The sequence below is a fragment of the Shewanella mesophila genome (assembly GCF_019457515.1).
Lineage (GTDB): Bacteria > Pseudomonadota > Gammaproteobacteria > Enterobacterales > Shewanellaceae > Shewanella > Shewanella mesophila.
Genome location: NZ_CP080421.1, coordinates 1542913 through 1565323, shown reverse-complemented (window position 1 = coordinate 1565323; position 22411 = coordinate 1542913). Strand labels below are relative to the sequence as shown.

At 44.5% G+C, this 22411-nt stretch carries 19 protein-coding genes; 7 read left to right on the top strand and 12 right to left on the bottom strand.

All coding sequences use genetic code 11. The features are described 5' to 3' along the window. Positions 1–64: 64 nt before the first annotated feature. From K0I73_RS06870 to pspA, 6 genes are all read right to left on the bottom strand, one after another. On the bottom strand, positions 65–1246 hold the full coding sequence (locus K0I73_RS06870; RefSeq protein WP_220063749.1) for a trans-sulfuration enzyme family protein: 1182 nt from the start codon (positions 1244–1246) through the stop codon (positions 65–67). Positions 1247–1357: 111 nt separating this feature from the next. Then, positions 1358–2443, bottom strand: a complete 1086-nt coding sequence (locus K0I73_RS06865; protein WP_220063748.1) for a YcjF family protein — start codon at positions 2441–2443, stop codon at positions 1358–1360. Positions 2444–2480: 37 nt separating this feature from the next. Beyond that, entirely contained in the window at positions 2481–3923 is a 1443-nt protein-coding gene (locus K0I73_RS06860; RefSeq protein WP_220063747.1) for a YcjX family GTP-binding protein, read from the bottom strand. 52 nt (positions 3924–3975) lie between these two features. Further along, positions 3976–4371 (bottom strand): envelope stress response membrane protein PspC, encoded by a 396-nt coding sequence (pspC, locus tag K0I73_RS06855; RefSeq protein WP_220063746.1) that lies wholly within the window; start codon positions 4369–4371, stop codon positions 3976–3978. Next, complete coding sequence (gene pspB, locus K0I73_RS06850; protein ID WP_220063745.1) at positions 4358–4597, bottom strand: envelope stress response membrane protein PspB; 240 nt, start codon at positions 4595–4597, stop codon at positions 4358–4360. Before pspB ends, pspC begins: the two co-directional genes overlap by 14 nt. Before the next feature lie 20 nt (positions 4598–4617). Beyond that, entirely contained in the window at positions 4618–5301 is a 684-nt protein-coding gene (gene pspA, locus K0I73_RS06845; RefSeq protein ID WP_220063744.1) for a phage shock protein PspA, read from the bottom strand. Between the two features lie 178 nt (positions 5302–5479). On the opposite strand from pspA, the gene pspF reads away from it, so the two are divergent. The 7 genes from pspF (at position 5480) to fabV (ending at position 13286) form a co-directional block, all read left to right on the top strand. Next, positions 5480–6553, top strand: coding sequence for a phage shock protein operon transcriptional activator (gene pspF / locus K0I73_RS06840; protein ID WP_220063743.1), 1074 nt, complete (start codon positions 5480–5482; stop codon positions 6551–6553). Positions 6554–6641: 88 nt separating this feature from the next. Then, the gene (locus K0I73_RS06835; protein WP_220063742.1) at positions 6642–8288 is read left to right on the top strand and encodes an ABC transporter substrate-binding protein; all 1647 of its coding nucleotides are present in this window, start codon (positions 6642–6644) and stop codon (positions 8286–8288) included. Then, the gene (locus K0I73_RS06830) at positions 8285–9316 is read left to right on the top strand and encodes an ABC transporter permease (protein ID WP_220063741.1); all 1032 of its coding nucleotides are present in this window, start codon (positions 8285–8287) and stop codon (positions 9314–9316) included. The genes K0I73_RS06835 and K0I73_RS06830 overlap by 4 nt, the downstream gene beginning before the upstream one ends. Then, the gene (locus K0I73_RS06825) at positions 9303–10193 is read left to right on the top strand and encodes an ABC transporter permease subunit (RefSeq protein WP_220063740.1); all 891 of its coding nucleotides are present in this window, start codon (positions 9303–9305) and stop codon (positions 10191–10193) included. Before K0I73_RS06830 ends, K0I73_RS06825 begins: the two co-directional genes overlap by 14 nt. A 12-nt stretch (positions 10194–10205) precedes the next feature. Then, complete coding sequence (locus K0I73_RS06820; RefSeq protein ID WP_220063739.1) at positions 10206–11219, top strand: peptide ABC transporter ATP-binding protein; 1014 nt, start codon at positions 10206–10208, stop codon at positions 11217–11219. Then, on the top strand, positions 11194–11979 hold the full coding sequence (locus K0I73_RS06815; RefSeq protein WP_220063738.1) for a peptide ABC transporter ATP-binding protein: 786 nt from the start codon (positions 11194–11196) through the stop codon (positions 11977–11979). The genes K0I73_RS06820 and K0I73_RS06815 overlap by 26 nt, the downstream gene beginning before the upstream one ends. A gap of 104 nt (positions 11980–12083) precedes the next feature. Further along, entirely contained in the window at positions 12084–13286 is a 1203-nt protein-coding gene (gene fabV / locus K0I73_RS06810; RefSeq protein ID WP_220063737.1) for an enoyl-ACP reductase FabV, read from the top strand. Positions 13287–13856: 570 nt separating this feature from the next. Here fabV and K0I73_RS06805 read toward each other — a convergent pair. From K0I73_RS06805 to tig, 6 genes are all read right to left on the bottom strand, one after another. After that, positions 13857–15728 carry a SurA N-terminal domain-containing protein gene (locus tag K0I73_RS06805; protein WP_220063736.1) on the bottom strand — a complete coding sequence of 624 codons (1872 nt, stop codon included), beginning with the start codon at positions 15726–15728 and terminating at the stop codon, positions 13857–13859. A 223-nt stretch (positions 15729–15951) separates the two neighbouring features. After that, complete coding sequence (gene hupB, locus K0I73_RS06800; RefSeq protein WP_220063735.1) at positions 15952–16224, bottom strand: nucleoid-associated protein HU-beta; 273 nt, start codon at positions 16222–16224, stop codon at positions 15952–15954. Between the two features lie 258 nt (positions 16225–16482). Beyond that, positions 16483–18840, bottom strand: coding sequence for an endopeptidase La (gene lon, locus K0I73_RS06795; protein ID WP_220063734.1), 2358 nt, complete (start codon positions 18838–18840; stop codon positions 16483–16485). Positions 18841–18968: 128 nt separating this feature from the next. Beyond that, complete coding sequence (clpX, locus tag K0I73_RS06790) at positions 18969–20246, bottom strand: ATP-dependent protease ATP-binding subunit ClpX (protein ID WP_220063733.1); 1278 nt, start codon at positions 20244–20246, stop codon at positions 18969–18971. Positions 20247–20329: 83 nt separating this feature from the next. Beyond that, entirely contained in the window at positions 20330–20941 is a 612-nt protein-coding gene (gene clpP, locus K0I73_RS06785; protein ID WP_220063732.1) for an ATP-dependent Clp endopeptidase proteolytic subunit ClpP, read from the bottom strand. Positions 20942–21030: 89 nt separating this feature from the next. Continuing rightward, the gene (gene tig / locus K0I73_RS06780) at positions 21031–22335 is read right to left on the bottom strand and encodes a trigger factor (RefSeq protein ID WP_220063731.1); all 1305 of its coding nucleotides are present in this window, start codon (positions 22333–22335) and stop codon (positions 21031–21033) included. Between the last annotated feature and the right edge of the window lie 76 nt (positions 22336–22411).

The following is a 22411-nucleotide window of genomic DNA, read 5'->3' as shown; positions in this document are numbered from 1 at the left end:
CCAAAAACGTAATAAGACTTGGCTCAGGTGTTCCCGGAGCCAAGTCTGTTATAGCTGCAGATTTTTAAGATAATGAATCGAAACCCTGCTGCAGATCACTAATAATATCGTCTACCGCTTCTAGGCCAACAGAGATACGTAATAAATTGTCACTGATCCCCGCAGCTTGGCGCTCTTCAGGTGAATAAGGCGAATGCGTCATCGATGCCGGGTGCTGGATTAATGATTCTGCATCCCCCAAACTTACCGCTATGGTAAACATCTTTAGATGGTTAACAAATGCGATAGCTCCCTCCAAACTCGTGTTGAGCTCAAAAGCAATAACGCCACCAGCTCTAAGCATCTGTTTACCTAGCAACTTGTATCCTTGATGATGAGGCAAACCCGGATAGTAAACCTTAGCCACCTTAGGATGCGCATCTAGATATTCTGCGATCTGTTGGGCGCTGTCACAATGCCTCATAAGCCTAACATCCAAGGTTTTTAACCCTCGAAGGATAAGCCAGGCATCATGGGGAGACAATACGCCACCAAAGTCTTTCAATATCTCGTACTTAACCTTATGGATCATCTCCTCTGTGCCGCAGACTAGCCCGGCAATTACGTCGCCATGACCGTTAAGGTATTTAGTCGCGCTATGAATCACCATATCGATGCCAAACAGCAGTGGACGCTGCAATAACGGCGTCATAAACGTATTGTCAACGATACTCACCACACCATGTTGTTTAGCTATATTAGCCATTATAGATAGATCATAAACATCGAGGTGAGGATTAACTGGAGTCTCACAAAATAGTGCTTTGGTATTCGCTTGAATGGCATCAGCCACCGCCGCCATATCGCAAAAATCGACTAGACTCACTTCGATACCAAACTTAGGTAATTGCTCAGTCATCAGCGCATAGGTACAGCCATAGACAGCTTTCGAAGCAACAAGGTGATCACCAGCATTTAAATTCGCCAGCAATGCGGCAGAAACAGCTGCCATACCAGAGGCCGTCGCGGCGGCGGCATCGCTACCTTCAAGTGCTGCAATTTTCCGCTCTAACTCAGCCGTAGTCGGGTTACCAAGACGGGTATAGATATAGCCCTCCTGATCACCAGCAAAACGAGCACCTCCCTGCTCAGCACTATCGAATACAAAAGTCGCCGATTGGTATAAGGGCGAGACTAACGCACCATGTCCATTACGCTGGTGCCCAGCGTGAACAACTTTAGTGGCAAGCTTCCATTTTTCTTGCATATAAATTCTCCGAGGTCGTCGCTCACTGTTATTGTTAGGAGTGAATGTGAGCGGTTACCTACCATGAACCTTTTAGCGCTTCGGAGTAAACCTATAGATAAGAATTAAGCCCTACCCAGATGTAAAATCTTTGTTACGTGAACGGGTTTTGCCTAGGGCCGAAAGCGAAAAATCTTTTAACTCCCCCAATAACGCAGAATGTATTTTCGTCAGCTTTGGCCTAGCCTCAGCACTAAACACCACCGGACGACAAAGGGCCATAGTTTGGTACCCTAGCCGAGCGGTCAACAGACCGCCGCCAAGCCCTTGCGCCATGCGAGCAGAGATTTTTCCTGACAATTCTAATGACAATAACTGAGTACCAATATCTGTGACGACTTCTGTCGTGCCAGCATAGATGATGTTAGCAATCACTGACCGAATAAGCTTAACTCTGCTCCAATAACCGAGTTCTATACCGTAGCATTTGGCTAAATCGCGGATCATCTTTTGATTGCGCCACAAAATAATGGCCATATCCAATACCGCAATAGGACTTGCTGCTAATAGGAGCGCAGATTCTGTCGCATAGCGGTGAACTAACTTCTTAGCTTTAATATCAATTTGGCTTAACACCGATGACTCGAATAACAACACACGCTCAGCATCGTTATGATCCTCTCTTACCAATTCACGATATTGAGTGGTGATGATGTCGTCAGGTAATTTCCTCAAAATATTATCAATAAAAGGATCTGCTTCGCCAATTTGCATGCTTAAGGCTAAGCGACCACTTACCTGCTGCGCCTCTTCAACACCACGTAACCGTTTTAGCTGGCGCCATTCACCAAATGCGATACGGCTGGCCCATAGTGTGACCACAGCGGTAACACCGCCATATAGACCAAACAACCAAGGACTGTGCTGCCATGCATCCATCAAGGACAATATCGTTTCGCTAATTATAATGGCACCTATCCCCAAAATGGCGACTTTGGCCAACCATGACCAGCGACGTTGCTTAGTCGGTTTAAATCCGTTAGAAAAGGTATCCTTAGCATCCAATAACTGCTCTAGCTCATCTTCAGTTGTTTCATTCACCTCGACTATCAAGGCAGCGTCATCAAAGTGTTTTGCGCCTAAAAGCGGCGAGGAGGAGAGCGCTGATTCTTGTTCAAATACCTGTTTTTTTTCAATTGTTCTCGATGTTTTTGTCATTTTTAACCTATCACTAAATCGAGTGATCTTAGAAATACTATCTAAGCTTATCGCCGATTAAATACTGTAATAAATGATCTAGCCTAATGTGTTCAAATTGTGGGTCCGCAAGTGTTGCCGTCGATAGTGGCGGCGAGAAATTAACAAATTCGAACCCCTGTTGCTGCCAAAATGAGGCTTGAGGTAACTGCTTTGGCACCTCTCCTGGAAATAGTGTGACCTCTTTTCGCGTCGCCAGCTCACATCCCTTTACGACTTCAACTTGCTTTGCGCCACTTTGAACCATGCCATGCGCCGTTGCCTTAATCGCACTAATCGCCATCACCTCAACGTCACAGCCTTCAAATTGCGCATGCTGCTGACTGTGTTTAACCAATAGGGTCAGCAAAGACAGGACGTTACCCTGCTGATCGCGAGTAATATGATCGACCTTACTCGCGGCAAACAGTAATTTATCGATGCGCGGGGAGAATAACCTTTTTAACAAGCTTGATTGGCCAAAATTAAAGCTCGCCATAATGCCATCGATAGCCGCTTTCATATCTTCAAACTGCGCCTTGCCCCGATTAAGTGGGGTAAAGCAATCGACGAGTACAACTTGCCTATCAAACTTTGCAAAATAATCACGATAAAAGGGCTTTACCACCTCAGAGACATAACTCTGGTAGCGCTTTTTAAGGACATGATAATAAGAGCCCTTTGGGCTTTCTTCTAATGTTTGAATTTGCGCCTGATTAATACCCAGCAACGGGAAAAAAGCCAAAATAGGCGTATCGACCAGCTCTCCCGGCAACAGCATTCGTCCAGGCTGCGCATTGTAAAAACCGTGGGATGCAACGCTATCGTTCAACAACTGCTGATACAGCTTAGCAATCATTTTTAGCTGCTGTTCATCTGCGACCGATGACAGCTCTATCCCAGAACATGCGTTAATAAACGGCTGATAATATTCGCTCAGGGATAATATTGATGCCCGCGAAAATTGCTTTGCAGACCATTGCTGATAGCTCAACTTGAGCATAGGTAGATCGAGTAACCATTCACCAGGGTAATCGACAATATCGAGATGAAGTATCGCACTATCGGTAAACTTTGCCCTCAAGCCTTTGTTCGGCTGATAACGGATTGCTAACCGCAATTCACTAATATTTCTGGTAGATTCAGGCCAGTTAGGCTCATCAGAGCACAATGCAGCCATCGCTCCTTCATAGTCAAAACTCGCAATGGTCATATCCGGTTGCATCGCCCGTTTAACACCATATAAGCGTTCATCTCGAGCAACCTGCCAAAGCGGTAATGAGTTCTGCTTGCCACCTATACCGCTGTGCAGCAGCTGATTAACCAGTCCGGTAATAAACGCCGTTTTACCCGCGCCAGATAAGCCCGTTACAGCTAATCGAATATGATTGTCTGTCGTCCGTTTGACCAATGATTTGGATTGAGAAGAAAGCTTTTTAAGCGAACGGTTAAATGAGTTCATAACCTAGATCTTAGATATGTTAAAGGGCGGTATAAGCCGCCCATTGAAAGGATTAAAGATTATTGATCTCTCTTTTGAGATCGAAGCTATCGGATGTCACGTGACGTTCAAGATTTTGCAACCTTATCTCTAAGTTTCTAAATTGACTGCTCACATCCCTTAATGCCGCTTTGGCAGGCTCTCCTGCTTGCCAAACCTTTTTCTTCACTTCTATCTCTTTATGCTGTTGCTTGTTTTTTGCGCTGCCGGGTTTGATATCTAATATCATCCAAAGTAGTACATAGATGATGAAGATGATCCCCGATCCCCCAAGCAAGAATATTGACGCTGCCACCACTCTAACTAACCAGGTTTCAAAGTTGAAGTAATCTGCGATCCCTGCACATACTCCGGCTATCTTTCCTGACTCGGGAATTCGATATAAGGGTCGTCCACTAGATTCGCTCATCTCGATTCCTCCATTGCGGGGCCTCGCTATCCAAAATCGCTTCCAATGTTTCAATGCGTTGGGCCATCTTGTCAGCTTTGCCGATTAACTCATTGAGCTGAGTAAACTCTTCTTCAGTGAGTCCCTGGCTCACTTGGCGCTTACTACGATAATGTAGAATTAGCCAGATGGGCGCCACCACTATCATAAAGATAATAATCGGGGCTATTAATACGTCCATATCCATAACTCACCTCTGAATCGTTGTTATTTAGTTTGCTTTTTCGCGTTGCTCGCTTTGACTTTCGCTTTAAGGGCTTCAAGTTCAGCCGTCACTGAATCTTCAGCTTCCAAGGCAGCAAACTCATCATTAAGCGTTTTCTGGTTTCCTAAGTCATAGGCTTCGACTTGAGACTCTAAGCCTTCGACACGACGTTCATACTGCTCAAACTTACTCATGGCGCTATCAATTTTACTTGAATCTAGCTGACGCTTTACTTCTAAACGAGAAGAAGCTGTCTGCTTACGCATAATGATAGTCTTCTGACGAGCCTTGGCATCGGCTAGTTTTTCCTGAAGAAGGTTTACTTCCTCTTTCAATCGAGCGATCTGCTCTTCAACAACTACGAGTTCATGTTCAAGAGTCGCGGCCAGTTCACTTGCTTTCTGCTTTTCAAGTAGCGCTGCTTTAGCCAAATCTTCACGATCTTTTGATAAAGCCAGTTCCGCTTTACTTTGCCAATCTTGTACTTGTTCTTGAACCTTAGCGATACGACGAAGGATCTCCTTCTTCTCTGCAAGTACCTTGGCAGAAGTTGAACGTACTTCAACTAAAGTATCTTCCATTTCTTGGATAATAAGGCGAACCATTTTTTCTGGATCTTCAGCCTTATCGAGTAATGCGCTGATATTCGAGTTAATGATATCTGCGAAGCGAGAGAAAATTCCCATAATACTGTCCTCTAAATTTACGTTGGTTTCGCTAAGGTTAATACATTTAGCATGCCAACTTTTGCAAACCCTGAATATACATACACTTAAACATTATTTTAACTTTTTCTTTATTTTAACACACAAGGCACATATTATTATTTTCACCAATTATTAGCGTGAAAGACTAAAAATTACTGTGGCGACTCAATTTAAACAAGATAATCTCATTGGCCAATCTAATGCGCTGTTGGAAGTCTTAGAGCATGTTTCAAAAATAGCGCCTTTGTCAAAGCCTGTTCTCATTATTGGTGAGCGTGGTACCGGTAAAGAGTTAATTGCCGAGCGTTTACATTATCTGTCTAAACGCTGGGATCAAAGCTTTATCAAACTTAACTGTTCATCATTGAGTGAAAACTTACTCGAAAGTGAACTGTTCGGCCATGACGCAGGCGCGTTTACAGGGGCAAACAAGAAACATGAAGGTCGTTTTGAGCGCGCAGACGGGGGCACGCTATTTTTAGATGAGCTTGCCAATACTTCTGGTCTTATTCAAGAGAAGCTGCTGCGCGTGATTGAATATGGTGAATTTGAGCGCGTCGGTGGTAGCAAGACAGTTCAGACTGATGTGCGCTTAGTGTGTGCGGCCAACGAAGATCTGCCCTCATTAGCACAAGCAGGGGAATTTAGAGCCGATCTATTAGACAGATTAGCCTTCGATGTGATCACCTTACCTCCTTTAAGGCATCGCCGCGAAGATATTATGCCCTTGGCTGAGTATTTTGCCATCGGTATGGCAAGACAGTTGAAACATGAACTGTTCGACGGATTTACCTCCAACGCCGTTGAGCAGTTAATGGAGTACAATTGGCCAGGAAATATTCGTGAGCTAAAAAACGTGGTAGAGCGCAGTGTTTATCGCAACACTGATCTCCATACGGCCATTGACAGCATTGTAATAGACCCCTTTGCGTCTCCCTATCGCCCAACCCAAAGAGTGAAAACCAAGTCTCGTCAAACCCAAGTCGAAGACACAGTTTCAGCGCCAATTGCGACGGCAGAAACTTGCACTCCTACACTAAATTCAACCAGTGATAACAATATTAGTTTTCCCTTGGATTTTAAAGAGCATTGCGAGAGCCAAGAGGTTATCTTGCTGAAAAAAGCCCTCGAAGTGGGTCAATATAATCAGAAGAAGACCGCGGAACTGCTCGGCCTTAGTTATCATCAACTACGGGGCATTTTGAAAAAATACAATTTATTAGATAAATAAATCCAACTAGGGGCAGATGATGTTTGCTCCTAACTCTATAGCGCTGTTAAAATAACCCTCTTCATTCAAACAACTATTACATCTATTGATGAAAGAGCGGTTAAAGCGTCTCACATTCGGTTCAGTAATTTGCTGCATAGTCCCCCTGTTGACAGCCTGTGGTCCAACTCGTGTACCTTCTGGCCTAGTGTATTGCTCAGAAGGTAACCCAGAGTCATTCAATCCCCAACTCGTAACCTCGGGCACCACAGTCGATGCAACTTCACAGCAAATCTATGATGGGTTAGTCGATTATGACGCTAAGTCTGGAGAGATGATCCCTGCATTAGCAACATCTTGGACCATCAGCGATGATGAAAAGGTGTATACATTTGAGCTAAGAACAGGCGTACAATTTCATCATTCAGCCCGTTTTACCCCGTCGAGAAATTTTAATGCCGACGATGTGCTGTTTTCATTTAATCGTATTATCGACAATAGCAACCCCTATCACTTTGTCTCAAAAACAGGTTATCCATTCTTCGAAAGTATTGGTTTTACCGAGCTTATCGATAATATTGAGAAAATCGATGACTACCGTGTCGCATTCCATCTGAAGCAGAAAGATGCCTCTTTTTTATCGAATCTTGCAACGGGTTTTGCGGTGATACTATCCCAAGAATATGCAGATAATTTATATCAAGCAGGTGAGCCAGATCTGTTAGACAAACTCGCTATTGGCACCGGTCCATTTAGATTGGTCGACTATGTTAAAAACGACTTTATCCGCTACTATCGCAATCATCATTATTGGCGTGCCACTCCTAACGTCGAACAACTGGTTTTCGACATTACCCCCAAAAGTACCACTCGACTGGCGAAGCTAATCACTGGCGATTGTAATATTTCAGCACTTCCAAAGGCTGGAGAGCTTCAAGTTGTCATCGACAAAGATGATTTAGAAGTCGACTCCTTACCTGGATTTAACGTCGCTTTTTGGGCTTTTAATACCGAGCGCATCCCACTCAATGATGTTCGGGTTCGCAGAGCGTTAGCCCATGCTATTGATAAAGATAATATTCTCAGAGCTGTTTACCAAAAGACGGCGGTTGAAGCTGTCGGCATACTTCCCCCTCTCTCTTGGGCTTATTCAATGAACGAAAGCCTAATTGATTACAACCCAGAAAAAGCTCGCGAACTACTAGAAGAGGCTGGAGTAAAAGACCTTAGCATAGATATATGGGCAATGCCCGTGGCGCGGATATACAACCCCAATGCCCATAAAACGGCTGAGCTAATCCAAGCTGATTTAGCGCATATTGGTGTCAAAGTGAATATTGTCACCTATGATTGGAGTGTGTTTAACCACAAGTTGAGTAAGCACAGCTATGACTCTGTACTTATTGGTTGGAACGCTGACAATAGTGACCCCGATAATTTCTTTACCCCAATATTAAGCTGTGCATCGGCGAACTCGAATAGTAATCGATCTCGCTGGTGTGATCCGCAATTTGACGTAATTCTCAATGCAGCAAAATCGACGACTAACCGAGAAAAACGGGCAGCGCTCTATCAACAAGCAGAACAGCGCCTTGCTCAACAAGTTCCTCTACTTCCGTTTGCCCATGCCACGCGTTCGGTAGTAAAGCAAAAGCAGGTCATCCAAGCAAAATTGACTCCTTTTGGTGGTATCTCTTTCACCAATACCGACAAGGTTTTGCAGCAAGTTCCTGTCTTAGAGGAGTCTAAGCAATGATTCGCTACCTTATTCGGCGTTTAAACCTGTTTTTAGCCACATCTTTGATCTTATTCATCGTTATGTTTATTGCGATGAGTAAATTTCCAGTAGAAAGGACCGTTGCTTTAACGGGAATACATTCCCCCAGTGCAACGGATGTCATTACCATGACAGCCGATTATGAGCTTGATGGTAACGCCTTTAGTCAATTTGTTGCCTATTTACAACAACGTTTATCGGGTAATTTAGGGATTTCACTCACCTCGCAAAATCCTGTTGTCGATGAACTATCAGCAGTATTGCCAGCCAGTTTTGAATTAGGTTTTGTTGCAGGATTTATCGCCTTATTCTTAGGTATTCCATTAGGTGTCTTAGCATCACTCAGTAAAAATAAAATCACTCAACACACGATTATGGCAATAACGCTAACGGGATACTCAATTCCAGTGTTCTGGTTAGGTTTAAGCCTCTCATTATGGTTTGGCGTGCATCTTGGTTGGTTACCCATTTCAGGGCAGATAAACCTGTTATATGAGATAAAACCTGTCACAGGTTTTCTATTGATTGATACCCTGATGTCAAATTCACAATATGCGATGTCAGCTTTCATTGATGCTCTCCTGCATATTATTCTACCGGCGGTGACTCTTGCTGTTCTCCCCTTTACCGTGGTTGTGCGGATCACCCGCAGTGCCATGATATCCATTATGGAAAAAACTTATATCAAGGCGGCAGAAGCCAGAGGGTTGCATACCTCAACTATTGTCTTACGTCATGCCTTACCCAACGCTTTTATTCCTGTATTAAAAAATCTGGGCTTAATGCTCGGCGCATTTGCCAGTTACGCGATTGTTGTCGAAGTGATTTTCAGCTGGCCCGGTGTTGGCGCCTGGTTAGTATCAGGGATCTATCAGCGTGATTATACCGTTATCCAAGGCGGTATCTTGGCGGTAGCCTTGATTATCATCTTTTTGAGTATACTTATTGAAGTGATGCATACGGCACTCAATCCCATTAGCAGGAAAGAACTCTATGCCTCAAATTAAAATATACCAAGAGGATCATATCCCCTCGCCACTGAGTCGAATTTGGAATGCCTTCACAGACAACCCTTTTGCCTTTGCGGGTCTCTGGGCCGTCTGTTCACTTATTCTGCTGGCGATTTTCGGCCCGCTAATCGCCCCCTACGCGCCGGAGCACCAAGATCCTCATGCCCTGCTGCTTGCGCCCTCCTGGGACCCTGCTGGTACCGTTGAGCACTTTTTAGGCACAGATGATCTTGGTCGCGATATCTTTAGTAGGCTGCTACATGGCGCTCATCTTACCTTTGGCATGGCGCTAGGAATCGTTGCAACCGCCCTTATCTTCGGCTTCATCATTGGATCAATCTCCGGCATGATGAAAGGACTAAAATCTAGCTTGCTCAGCCACCTACTAGATGCTCTGCTGTCAATTCCCTCTCTATTAATGGCAATACTGGTAGTTGCAGTGACAGGCCCAGGTCTTGGGAATGTATTTTGGGCGGTGGGTATCGCCCTCACCCCACAATTTGTTAGGGCTATCCATCAAGCCGTTCATGAAGAACTACAGAAAGAGTATGTCACCGCCGCAAGACTCGATGGTGCTAACCCACTGCAAATTTTCTGGTATGTCATTTTGCCAAACATTTTGGACACTATGATCATTCAAACCACCTTAGGGATCTCTGCTGCCATTCTCGACATTGCCGCACTGGGCTTCTTAAATCTTGGCGCTCAAGCACCAAGCCCTGAATGGGGAGCTATGGTTTCTCAAGGTATGGATAACTTGCTCACCGCACCATGGACCGTCTCCATTCCCGGCGTGGCGATTTTTTGCAGTGTTTTAGCCATTAATTTAGTTGGTGATGGGTTACGCTCAGCACTGTCACCTATTCGTCATTAATGAGAATCATAGATGCCATTACTCGATATTAGAAACCTCACTATCGAACTAGACACCCCCCATGGTCGTGTTAAGGCGTTAGAGCGAGTCAGCTTAACCATCAATCCAGGTGAAATCCACGGTCTTGTTGGTGAGTCGGGTTCTGGGCGCTCTCTGTTAGCTAGGGCGATATTAGGAATTCCTGGACACAATTGGACGATACAGGCCGACCGTATGATGTGGGATGGTCAAAACTTAATGGATATGAGCTCGCAACAGCGGCGAGTATTAATGGGAAGTGAGATGGCGATGATCTTCCAAGACCCAATAAGCAGCCTAGATCCGACGATTTCAGTCGGTGTTCAAATAGTCGAAGCCATGCCAGAGAATAAAACCATCCCCTGGTGGAAAAGAGACAAAGATAAGCGAGTCAAAGCCCAGCAATGGTTGCATAAGGTTGGTATTAAAGAGACGCAAAAAGTGATGTCTAGTTACGCTTGGGAGCTTTCCGATGGAGAATGCCAAAAAGTGATGATTGCTATCGCCGTTGCAAATCAGCCACGATTACTTATCGCGGATGAACCCACCAACTCCATGGAAGTACGAACTCAGGCACAGATATTTCGCCTATTGAGCAAACTTAATCAGCTGCAAAATGTATCGATTTTACTTATCAGTCACGAGCTTGAAACCCTGTCTCAATGGTGCGACCGGTTATCGGTTATGTATAGCGGCCAGATAATGGAATCGGGGCCAACTGCGGAGGTGATAGCTCAGCCTTATCATCCCTATACCAAGGCGCTACTGGATAACATTCCTGATTACTCAAATCCTGAGCACCATAAAACCATGATGAATACTCTGCCAGGGTCCGCCCCAGCACTACAGCATCTCCCCATAGGGTGTCGGTTAGGTCCACGATGCCCTCAAGCACAGAAGCACTGCGTTAATCAGCCAAATCTATGCCACCAAAAAGACCGCTATTTTGCGTGCCACTTCCCTTACCATAGCGAGCCATGCAATGACGAGCCCCTTACTAAAAGTTAATCAGCTCAGCAAAACCTTCTTTGCTGGCTACAAAGGTTTTAAGCGCCAATACAACCATGCGCTTGAGCCTATCTCTTTTGAGCTCAATCGCGGTGAAACCCTTGCGATCGTGGGCGAAACAGGCTCAGGTAAAAGTACCCTTGCAAGGATATTAGTTGGCGCAGAAGAGCGCACCGGCGGTGAAATCCAATTTGAGGGCGAAGTGCTTGAAAGTCGCAACCTCAAACAGCGCTGCAAACTAATACGAATGATCTTTCAAGACCCAAATACGTCACTAAACCCCAGTATTACTGTCGGTGAGCTGCTCGATGAACCGCTGAGGTTTAACACCGATTTAGATAAACACGCACGTCGCACTCAAGTGATCGATCGTTTGAGAAAAGTGGGATTATTGCCAGAACATGCCGATTTCTATCCTCACATGATCTCCGAAGGGATGAAACAGCGCGTTGCGGTGGCGCGAGCATTAATGCTTAACCCTAAAATCATCATTGCCGATGAAGCATTAACAGCACTCGACCTCTCGGTACGATCGCAAATTTTGAATCTATTACTCAAACTGCAACAAGAGATGGGACTCTCTTATATTTTTGTATCTCACAATATGAATATTATCCGCCATTTCAGCGACAAGATAATGGTACTCCACCAAGGTAAAATGGTCGAAAAGGCGACAACTGAAAAGCTATTCAATTCGCCGCAACACGAATACACTCAGCGACTCATTCAGGAGCAAACTATGTTCTCCTATAAACGCTAAACTGCTCCAACCACTGTGGCTTATATGCCTAATAATTAAAAAACATGTGCCATTTCATCTTGGTTTAATTATCCTTATGGCACTTTTTCAAGAGAAGCAGAAACATGATAATCAAACCCAAAACACGTGGCTTTATTTGTACTACCACTCATCCGGTCGGCTGTGAAGCAAATGTACTTGAGCAAATCAATATTACCAAAGCAAAAGGCCCAGTTAACAACGGTCCGAAAAAAGTACTAGTGATCGGCTCTTCAAGTGGCTATGGACTATCTTCACGCATCGCCGCTGCCTTTGGTAGCAATGCAGCAACCCTCGGCGTCTTTTTTGAAAAACCCGGTACAGAAACTAAACCAGGTACTGCGGGTTGGTATAACTCAGCAGCATTTGATAAATTTGCCAAACAAGCAGGCTTATATTCTAAAAGCTTAAATGGCGATGCATTTAGCCACGAAGCAAAACAGCGTGCGATTGACATTATTAAGCAAGATCTCGGTCAGGTCGATATGGTGGTCTACTCTCTCGCATCGCCAGTTCGAAAACTGCCTGACTCAGGCGAGCTGATCCGCTCTTCACTTAAACCTATTGGTGAGACTTATACGGCGACCGCGGTCGATACCAACAAAGATCTTATCATTGAAACCAGTGTTGAACCCGCTAGCGAACAGGAGATCCAAGATACTGTTACCGTTATGGGTGGAGAAGATTGGGAACTTTGGATCAATGCTTTAGCCGACGCTGGCGTACTCGCACCCAATTGTAAGACCGTAGCCTACAGCTATATCGGCACCGAGCTAACATGGCCTATTTATTGGCATGGCGCGTTAGGCAAGGCAAAGATGGATCTAGACCGAGCCGCTAACGCACTAAATGACAAGCTGTCAACAACAGGCGGAAGCGCTAACGTAGCGGTACTAAAGAGCGTAGTAACTCAAGCGAGTTCAGCGATTCCTGTAATGCCGTTATATATTGCAATGGTATTTAAGAAGATGCGCGAAGAAGGTCTTCATGAAGGATGCCAAGAACAGATTAACCGTATGTTCAATGAACGTCTATTCCGCGCCGATGGCGTCGCACCGCAAGTTGATGACGCCAACCGTCTGCGCTTAGATGACTGGGAGCTTAAAGAAGAGATCCAACTACATTGTCGTGATCTATGGCCGCAAGTGACCACTGAAAACTTAAGTGAACTCACCGATTATCGTGAATATAAAGAAGAGTTTTTGAAACTATTTGGTTTCGGAATCGACTCGGTTGACTACGAAGCCGATGTTAACCCTGATGTGCAGTTCGATGTAGAGCAGATTTAATACCTGCTCTTACTACGCTAAACATACGTTAAAAGCCACGATAATTATCGTGGCTTTTTTATGCCTATCAGTATAAAGATTTGACGCTCAACGAGAATTTAGCGCTTATGAAGCAATGCTCCTCGGCTCTAGCATCCTCGGTAACGGCTCCATGCGTTACCCTACCTCCTAAAAATCCCTTTAGTCGTGCATTAAGGGCATTCACAACATCTGACCGCCAGCGATGGAAGGAATGCCTTAAGTATGTCTGGAACATGCTAGATCCTGTTGATTGCAACGAGTGAAGAGCATAGTTGAACTAGGGTCAAACTCGTTAACACAAATTCGCCTGTTAGGCGTGTTTTTGACTTCCTACTTCTGCGTTGAACGGCCTCACAAGAGAGCAACCATTCCATCGACCATTCGCCTTGAATTAGTTGCCAAAAAAACACGCAGGGGAGATCACTTTCTTATACTAATTGGTATTAACCCTGCGACTACACAAACACTTTTTTAATACCCATTGCAGCCATAAAAAAGCCAGCGGATTAACGCTGGCTTTCTTAACTCTAAACTGTCGTTGCTTAGCGATTACTCTTCGGCTGGAGTATAAACCACTTCACCTTTAGCCTTTAGTAAGCTTATCAAAGCACGGTAATCATTTTCACTGTACTGAGAATTAAGACGTTGCTTTAAGGCATTAACAAGATTCTCATCAACACCTTCAGCGGCATTCACTTTGTCTAACACGATAACCGCATAACCATTAGCCAGAGAAGCAGTATCAACCACTAAGTCATCACCTGCAGGTTGGGCCATCTCAAAGGTTTTATTCACAATGCCAGTATCAACAGACTGATCGAAACGAGTTAACTTAGTATGAAGGGTAAGTTCAGCAGAAGTATCTCCACCCTTAATCGCAGTCATCATAGCTTGCGCACTCTCACGAGCAAGCTCATTCGCCTTATCCTGTTTTAGACGCTCTACAATAGAGGCTTTAACTTCATCTAAGCTTAAGGTACCCGCTGCGGTATGAGTATTAACTCGAACCACAATCACATGATTAGGACCAAGCTCGATAACATCGCTATTCATACCATCGAGTAACACAGTATTAGAGAAAGCGGCTTTAAGCACTTCAGGTGAACTGAATAGCTCTGGCGCATTATCTCGAGAAAATACAGGACTGGTCTTCACTGGAACGCCGACTTCCTTAGACGCTTCAGCTAAAGTATCAGGCACTTCATAACTGACATCAGCAAGGCGTTGCTGTAAGCCATAAAACTGATCAACAGACTTTTTATTCATCAACTGTGTGATGATCTTATCTTTGACATCGCTAAATGGCGCAGTAGAACTTGGTTGTACATCGAGTAATTTAACGATGTGATAACCAAAACTCGTCTTAATGACTGGTGAATACTCTCCTTGTGCTAAACCAAATAGGGCGGTATCGAAAGCAGGCTCCATAACACCTTGCTCAAACCAATCGAGTTGACCACCCTGCTCGCCGCTAAAGGTGTCATCAGAATCGGTTTTAGCTAATGCAGCAAAGTCTTCACCCGCTTGCAGCTTGGCGTAGATAGCCTCAGCTTTGGCTTTAGCAGCAGCCTCATCGTCACCTAGATTAACCAGAATATGACCAGCAAGACGCTTCTCAGCTTTGACGTACTGAGCTTTGTTTTCATCATAATAGGTCTGCGCTTCTTCATCAGACACCGCTATTGCACTCGCTATGTCAGAGGAATTCAGCTCAAGGTAATCGAGTGATACTGTTTCTGGGCGAACAAATTGATTTTGATTCGCTTGATAATAGGTATTCGTTTCTTCATCAGATACGGTAACTTGCTCAAGAAACGGAGTCGCATCGACAACATGATAACGGATATCACGAGTTTGACCTTGGATCTGGGCTAGATAGTTAGCTTCACCAGGTAGTACAAATTCAGAACCAACAAGTGATACAACAAGCTGACGACGAGTCATATCGGCACGCATCATATCGCGGAAGCTATTAGCTTGATAACCCAGTTGACGAATTAGCGCCAGATATCTGTCATTATTAAATATGCCATCAACTTGAAACGCTGGCTCATTCATGATGGCATTTTTGATCTGCTCATCAGAAACAGTCAAGCCAAGATCTGCAGCCGTTTGGTCTACCAGTTTATCACCAACCAAACGCTCTAAAACGCTTTGCTTAACACTCGCTAAATAACTCTCGTTACTGGCTAGTGCAGCGTACATTTCACCTAATTGTTGCTCTAATCTCGCACGCTCGCTTTGATAGGCTTGCTCTAACGCCGATTTGCTGATCTCTTCGCCGTTTACTGTTGCAGCACTAGGCTCTGTCGATGAACCTAAATAGCTACTCACACCAGTAAAAGCAAAGGACAGTATTACAATAACGAGAATGCTTTTTGCAATCACGCCTTGTGAGCCTTCGCGAATCTTTTCTAACATCAGACTTCTCGCTCGTTGCATTAAAAATAAAAAGGCGCATCACTATGTAGGATGCGCCATTCTTGTAAATTGTCAGACCTAGTTTACTCTTTGGGTAAGTTAGGCCAACGGCATGATAATGAAAGCATCATTACCAAAACACTCACTCGTAAAAAGCACTGTCTAAACAGTGCTTATCATTCTACTTATAAGGTTTACAAAGGCCACCTTGACTAAGTATGTCTTAGTTTACAGCGTCTTTAAGTGCTTTACCTGCTTTGAATGCAGGAATATTTGCCGCTGCAATCTTGATCTCTTTACCCGTCTGTGGGTTGCGACCAGTACGCTCTGCACGTTGACGAACTTCAAAAGTACCAAAACCAACTAGAGAAATTTTATCGCCTTCTTTTAGACCATCAGTCACAGCAGAAATAAAAGAATCTAGAGCACGGCCAGCAGCCGCTTTAGAAATGTCAGCACCAGAAGCGATTTTCTCGATTAGTTCAGATTTGTTCATGTCATCCCCTTGAATTTAATTTTTGCGCCGCAACCAAATCCTTCTCTAGAGCGGTCTGCGGAGGCTTTTTATAACAAGCTTGATACTAAAGTTCAAGCCAAATAGGAAAACCTAAGAAATAAAATTGGAATAAGCTCAAAACCAGTAGCGCCAAGGCCTGTAGCTAAAAAGCTATCCACCGACCTAGGCTACCACAGGTTACGATTTTAAAAAGCCCCTTTTTGCACTTTTTTTAATGCAAATGGGCATTTTCTTGCGTTAGACCAAATTTTTAACAACTTCGAAGCCTTCAATTGGTCGTTCTAAAGCCAATTCAAGTACTTCTTCCACCCAACGCACGGGTCTTATCTCGAGATCGGCCACCACATTTGCAGGGATCTCCTCTAAATCTCGCTCATTCTCTTTTGGAATAAGCACTAGTTTAGTCCCACCTCTATGGGCTGCGAGTAGCTTCTCTTTTAGTCCACCGATCGGTAATACTTCACCGCGCAAGGTAATTTCACCGGTCATGGCTACATCGGCCCGCACCGGATTACCCGTAAGGCTAGAAACGAGTGCAGTACACATGGCTGCGCCAGCTGAAGGACCATCTTTAGGGGTCGCACCTTCAGGAACGTGCACATGAATATCACGCTTCTCATAAAAATCAGGGTTAATCCCCAGCTGCTCGGCTCGTGCCCTAACGACTGTCATTGCAGCCTGAATCGACTCTTGCATCACATCGCCAAGTGACCCTGTATAAGTCAGCTTGCCCTTACCTGGAACCGAGGTCGCTTCAATGGTGAGTAGATCGCCACCGACTTCAGTCCATGCTAGGCCCGTCACTTGCCCAATTTGGTTATTCGACTCTGCTTTTCCGTAATCGCAGCGCTGTACGCCAAGGAAGGACTTCAAGTTCTCTTGGTTTACATCGACATGTTTAACCGACTTGTCGAGTAAGATCTTCTTCACCACTTTACGGCAAATTTTCGACAATTCACGCTCAAGTGAACGCACGCCAGCTTCACGAGTGTAGTAACGAATAATACCGATAATGGCACTATCATCGACAGTCACTTCGCTGGCTTTGAGGCCGTTGCGCTCAATCTGCTTAGGTAGCAAGTGCTGCTTAGCAATATTCAGCTTTTCATCTTCCGTGTAACCCGATAGACGAATCACTTCCATACGGTCTAATAAAGGCCCTGGGATATTCATCGAGTTGGATGTAGCGACAAACATGACGTCCGACAGATCGTAGTCAACCTCTAAATAGTGGTCGCTAAAGGTTGCATTTTGCTCAGGATCTAACACCTCAAGTAGTGCCGATGCTGGGTCGCCACGCATATCTGAGCTCATTTTATCTATTTCATCGAGTAAGAATAGTGGATTCTTAACGCCGACTTTTGACATCTTCTGGATCACTTTACCGGGCATTGAGCCGATATAAGTACGACGATGACCACGGATCTCCGCCTCATCTCTCACGCCGCCTAACGCAACTCGCACATACTTACGTCCTGTCGCCTTAGCGATAGACTGACCAAGAGACGTTTTACCCACACCTGGTGGTCCAACTAAACAAAGGATAGGCCCTTTAAGCTGCTTAACTCGGCTTTGTACCGCTAGATACTCTAAAATGCGTTCCTTGACCTTCTCAAGGCCAAAATGATCGGTATCGAGCACGTCTTGCGCCTTGGCTAAATCACGCTTAATTTTAGAGCGTTGCTTCCAAGGCACAGAAATCATCCAATCAACGTAGCTGCGCACCACAGTCGCTTCAGCAGACATTGGCGACATCATCTTAAGCTTATTGAGCTCAGCTGTTGCCTTATCCTTCGCCTCGTTTGGCATGCCAGCTTCGTCAATCTTCTTAGCTAAGGTTTCAAATTCGTCATGGGACTCATCGATATCCCCCAACTCTTTTTGAATCGCCTTCATCTGCTCATTAAGGTAATACTCACGCTGGCTCTTTTCCATCTGCTTCTTAACCCGAGAGCGAATACGCTTCTCGACTTGTAGCAAATCGATTTCAGACTCCATCATGGCCATTAAGTATTCAAGACGCTCTGAAACATTAATCATCTCGAGAACGGTTTGCTTGTCTTCAAGCTTAAGCGGCATATGTGCAGCCATGGTATCAGCAAGACGCGCAGCTTCATCGATACCCGATAATGAAGTTAATACCTCTGGCGGGATCTTCTTGTTCAGCTTGATATAACCTTCGAATTGGCCAATTGCCGAACGAACAAGCACTTCCTCTTCTTTGTCAACGAGCTGTTCTGAATCTAGGTACTCTGCTGTAGCAACAAAATACTCAGTTTCTTGGGTGTACTTGTGAATACGAGCACGTTGGCCGCCTTCGACTAACACTTTAACTGTGCCGTCAGGTAACTTAAGCAGCTGTAAAATAGAGGCAACGGTACCAACTTCAAAGATGTCGTCACTAGTCGGTTCATCTAATTCAGCATCGCGCTGGGCCACTAAAATTATCTGCTTGTCTTGCTCCATCGCTGCTTCTAAACAACGAATAGATTTTTCCCGTCCAACAAATAGGGGAATAACCATATGGGGATACACCACCACGTCTCGCAGTGGCAGTACGGGGAGTTCGATTCGCGCTTCACGCTCTGAGGTCATAGCTCGATTCCGTTTGCTAACAATATTAATGAGTATATTGGGGTAGATTGATCTGTTTCAATGGCAAAAATAAAAAAAGGAGCCCTTTAGGCTCCTTAATCATAGTTTCGCTTTCGTTAGCCTAATTATTATTCGGCTACCGCTGCTTGCGATTCGGTGTTCTCAAAAATCAAAATGGGTTCTGATTCACCGTTAACCACTGACTCATCAATAACGACTTTGGCGACGTTTTCCGATGAAGGTAAGTCATACATGATATCAAGTAAAATACCTTCTACGATGGAACGTAGTCCTCGAGCACCAGTTTTACGCGTCATCGCCTTTATGGCAATCGCTTTCAACGCATCTTCTCTAAACTCAAGATCAACACCTTCCATTTCGAAAAGTGCCGCAAACTGTTTAGTCAGTGCATTCTTTGGCGCAGATAAAATCTCAATAAGTGCGGCTTCATCGAGTTCAGATAAGGTAGCAAGCACAGGAAGACGACCAATAAACTCTGGTATCAAACCGTACTTAACCAAATCTTCGGGTTCAACTTGCATCAGCATATCTGAGATAGTCGCTTTGTCAGCTTCACCTTTGACTTCGGCGCCAAAACCAATACCAGAGCCCACGTGCGAGCGTTGCTCAACCACTTTCTCTAGGCCTGCGAATGCACCACCACAGATAAAAAGGATCTTAGAGGTATCAACCTGTAAAAACTCCTGTTGAGGATGCTTACGGCCACCTTGTGGAGGAACAGCGGCGACTGTTCCTTCGATAAGCTTTAGCAGTGCTTGTTGAACCCCCTCACCAGAAACATCACGAGTAATGGATGGGTTGTCCGACTTACGACTGATCTTATCAATTTCATCGATGTAAACGATACCACGCTGTGCCTTCTCTACGTCGTAATCGCATTTTTGCAATAACTTCTGAATGATGTTTTCCACATCTTCACCGACATAACCAGCCTCGGTTAAGGTCGTTGCATCAGCCATTGTGAATGGGACGTTCAAAAAGCGTGCAAGGGTCTCGGCAAGTAATGTTTTACCACTACCAGTTGGACCAATCAGCAAGATATTACTCTTGCCGAGTTCAACACCATCTTTAGGTGTCGCATTTTTCAAACGTTTATAGTGATTGTATACCGCTACAGATAAGACTTTCTTAGCCTTCTCTTGCCCAATAACATAATCATCAAGATGCGCTCTAAGCTCATGTGGCGTAGGCAACCTATCTTGATCTTGCTTTGGTGATATCTCTCTGATCTCTTCACGGATAATATCGTTGCAGAGCTCTACACACTCATCACATACATAAACTGAAGGACCAGCAATAAGCTTACGAACCTCATGCTGACTCTTTCCACAAAAAGAGCAGTACAGCAGTTTCCCGCTATCACCGTTGCTTTTGTTATCGCCCATTACTTTACCTCTTTTGCAGTTTCACTCACTGCATGATTCATCTTATGGCCTTTTACTGATCATAGCTCAGCAATAGACAATTATCAGCCTCGTTTGTCTAACACAGAGTCAACTAAACCATAAGCTGCGGCCTCTTGAGCACTCATGAAATTATCACGATCGGTATCACGCTCGATAACTTCTAAGGGTTGCCCTGTATGGTCGGCTAACATTTGATTTAATTTATTCTTAATGCCAAGGATCTCTTGCGCATGAATCGCGATATCAGACGCCTGTCCTTGAAAACCACCTAATGGCTGATGGATCATTACTCGCGAGTTAGGCAAACAATGGCGTTTACCTTCAGCGCCACCGGCTAGCAGGAATGCGCCCATGCTTGCAGCCTGACCGATACAAACGGTACTAACATTAGGCTTAATGAATTGCATTGTATCATAAATCGCCATACCAGCAGTAACGGAACCACCTGGAGAGTTGATATATAAATAGATATCTTTATCTGGGCTTTCTGACTCTAAAAATAACAACTGAGCCACAATAAGATTCGCCATATGTTCTTCAACTTGGCCAACTAAGAAGATGACACGCTCTTTTAAGAGACGAGAATAAATATCATATGAGCGTTCGCCTTTAGCTGTTTGTTCAACAACCATTGGGACAAGTGCATTCAGTACAGATTCTGGCGCATTTAGCATTGTTAACTTCCCTAAATAAAAATGGCTCGCATGAGGAGCCTCATACGAGCCATTATAAATGGCTAATAGCCATTTAAGTCAAGCTTAGGTTACGCGCGACCGGTAGCCTTGTTCATAAATTCTTCGAAATTGACATCTTTCTCGGTCACTTTCGCAGATTTTAGCAGGGCTTCTACCGCTTGTTCTTCTAACGCAACGTTACGCATATTCTGCATCATCTCTTGGTTGCTGTTGTAATACTCAACAACTTCACTTGGATCTTCATATGCAGAAGCCATAGATGCGATCAATGTTTGTACACGATCGTCTTCAGCTTTTAGCTCGTTAGTCTTAATCACTTCACCAAGAAGCAGACCGACTTTTACGCGACGTTCTGCTTGTTCGGTAAATAGATCCGCTGGTAGTTCAGGCATGTTAGCTGATTGCTGACCAAAACGTTGCATAGCTTGTTGACGAAGTACATTCACTTCACCGTCAATCAAAGCTTTTGGTAGGTCGAGTTCATTTTGCTCAAGCAAACCATTCAACACTTGATCTTTAACGTTAGCTTTAAGCGCTTGCTCAAGTTCACGGCTCATGTTCTTAGTGATTTCAGCTTTAAGTGCCTCTAGGCCACCTTCAACAACACCAAATAACTTAGCAAACTCATCGTTAACTTCTGGAAGGTTAGCCGCTTGAACTTCTTTAAGGGTGATTGCGAATTTCGCAACTTTACCTTTTAGGTTTTCAGCGTGGTAATCTTCAGGGAAAGTGACGTCGATTTCGAACTCTTCACCCGCTTTATGACCTACAACACCAGATTCGAAACCTGGGATCATGCGGCCGCTACCAAGTTGAAGTTCAAAATCTTCAGCTTTTCCGCCTTCGAACTCTTCACCGTCGATAGAACCAACGAAATCTATTTTCGCCTTGTCGCCATCAGCCGCTTCACGCTCAACAGCTTCGAAAGTAGCATGTTGCTTGCGTAGTGTCTCAATCATCGCGTCTACATCGGCATCAGTTACTTCAGCTTTAGGCTGTTCAACTTCAATCGCATCTAGACCTTTTAGTTCTACTTCTGGGTAGATCTCGAATGTAGCCACAAACTGGAAGTTTTCAGCATCAGTTTCGCCTGGAACGAAAGTAGGTGCACCAGCAGGGTTTAACTTCTCAGCGATAATGGCTTCGATAAAGTTACGTTGCATCACTTCACCAGTGATCTCTTGACGAATAGCCGTGCCGTAACGCTTATTGATCACGCTTACAGGTACTTTACCTGGACGAAAACCAGGAATACGTGCGCGCTTAGCTTCATTTTTTAAACTATCTGAAACGGCTTTCTCGATCTGCTCAGCTGGAACAGAAATAGTTAGACGGCGTTCTAAACCTTGTGTTGTTTCTACAGAAACTTGCATTGTTTTACCTCGAAATATGTCAAACGTCTTTTTGTAATAGCCGAATATTCAACTATTAAGGTATTCGTTTCTTGAT

Excerpts from the sequence above, each read along its gene's own strand:
- K0I73_RS06870 (WP_220063749.1), bottom strand. The coding sequence starts at position 1,246 with ATGCAAGAAAAATGGAAGCTTGCCACTAAAGTTGTTCACGCTGGGCAC.
- K0I73_RS06865 (WP_220063748.1), bottom strand. The coding sequence starts at position 2,443 with ATGACAAAAACATCGAGAACAATTGAAAAAAAACAGGTATTTGAACAA.
- K0I73_RS06860 (WP_220063747.1), bottom strand. The coding sequence starts at position 3,923 with ATGAACTCATTTAACCGTTCGCTTAAAAAGCTTTCTTCTCAATCCAAA.
- pspC (WP_220063746.1), bottom strand. The coding sequence starts at position 4,371 with ATGAGCGAATCTAGTGGACGACCCTTATATCGAATTCCCGAGTCAGGA.
- pspB (WP_220063745.1), bottom strand. The coding sequence starts at position 4,597 with ATGGATATGGACGTATTAATAGCCCCGATTATTATCTTTATGATAGTG.
- pspA (WP_220063744.1), bottom strand. The coding sequence starts at position 5,301 with ATGGGAATTTTCTCTCGCTTCGCAGATATCATTAACTCGAATATCAGC.
- K0I73_RS06835 (WP_220063742.1), top strand. The coding sequence starts at position 6,642 with ATGAAAGAGCGGTTAAAGCGTCTCACATTCGGTTCAGTAATTTGCTGC.
- K0I73_RS06830 (WP_220063741.1), top strand. The coding sequence starts at position 8,285 with ATGATTCGCTACCTTATTCGGCGTTTAAACCTGTTTTTAGCCACATCT.
- K0I73_RS06825 (WP_220063740.1), top strand. The coding sequence starts at position 9,303 with ATGCCTCAAATTAAAATATACCAAGAGGATCATATCCCCTCGCCACTG.
- K0I73_RS06820 (WP_220063739.1), top strand. The coding sequence starts at position 10,206 with ATGCCATTACTCGATATTAGAAACCTCACTATCGAACTAGACACCCCC.
- K0I73_RS06815 (WP_220063738.1), top strand. The coding sequence starts at position 11,194 with ATGACGAGCCCCTTACTAAAAGTTAATCAGCTCAGCAAAACCTTCTTT.
- fabV (WP_220063737.1), top strand. The coding sequence starts at position 12,084 with ATGATAATCAAACCCAAAACACGTGGCTTTATTTGTACTACCACTCAT.
- K0I73_RS06805 (WP_220063736.1), bottom strand. The coding sequence starts at position 15,728 with ATGTTAGAAAAGATTCGCGAAGGCTCACAAGGCGTGATTGCAAAAAGC.
- hupB (WP_220063735.1), bottom strand. The coding sequence starts at position 16,224 with ATGAACAAATCTGAACTAATCGAGAAAATCGCTTCTGGTGCTGACATT.
- lon (WP_220063734.1), bottom strand. The coding sequence starts at position 18,840 with ATGACCTCAGAGCGTGAAGCGCGAATCGAACTCCCCGTACTGCCACTG.
- clpX (WP_220063733.1), bottom strand. The coding sequence starts at position 20,246 with ATGGGCGATAACAAAAGCAACGGTGATAGCGGGAAACTGCTGTACTGC.
- clpP (WP_220063732.1), bottom strand. The coding sequence starts at position 20,941 with ATGCTAAATGCGCCAGAATCTGTACTGAATGCACTTGTCCCAATGGTT.
- tig (WP_220063731.1), bottom strand. The coding sequence starts at position 22,335 with ATGCAAGTTTCTGTAGAAACAACACAAGGTTTAGAACGCCGTCTAACT.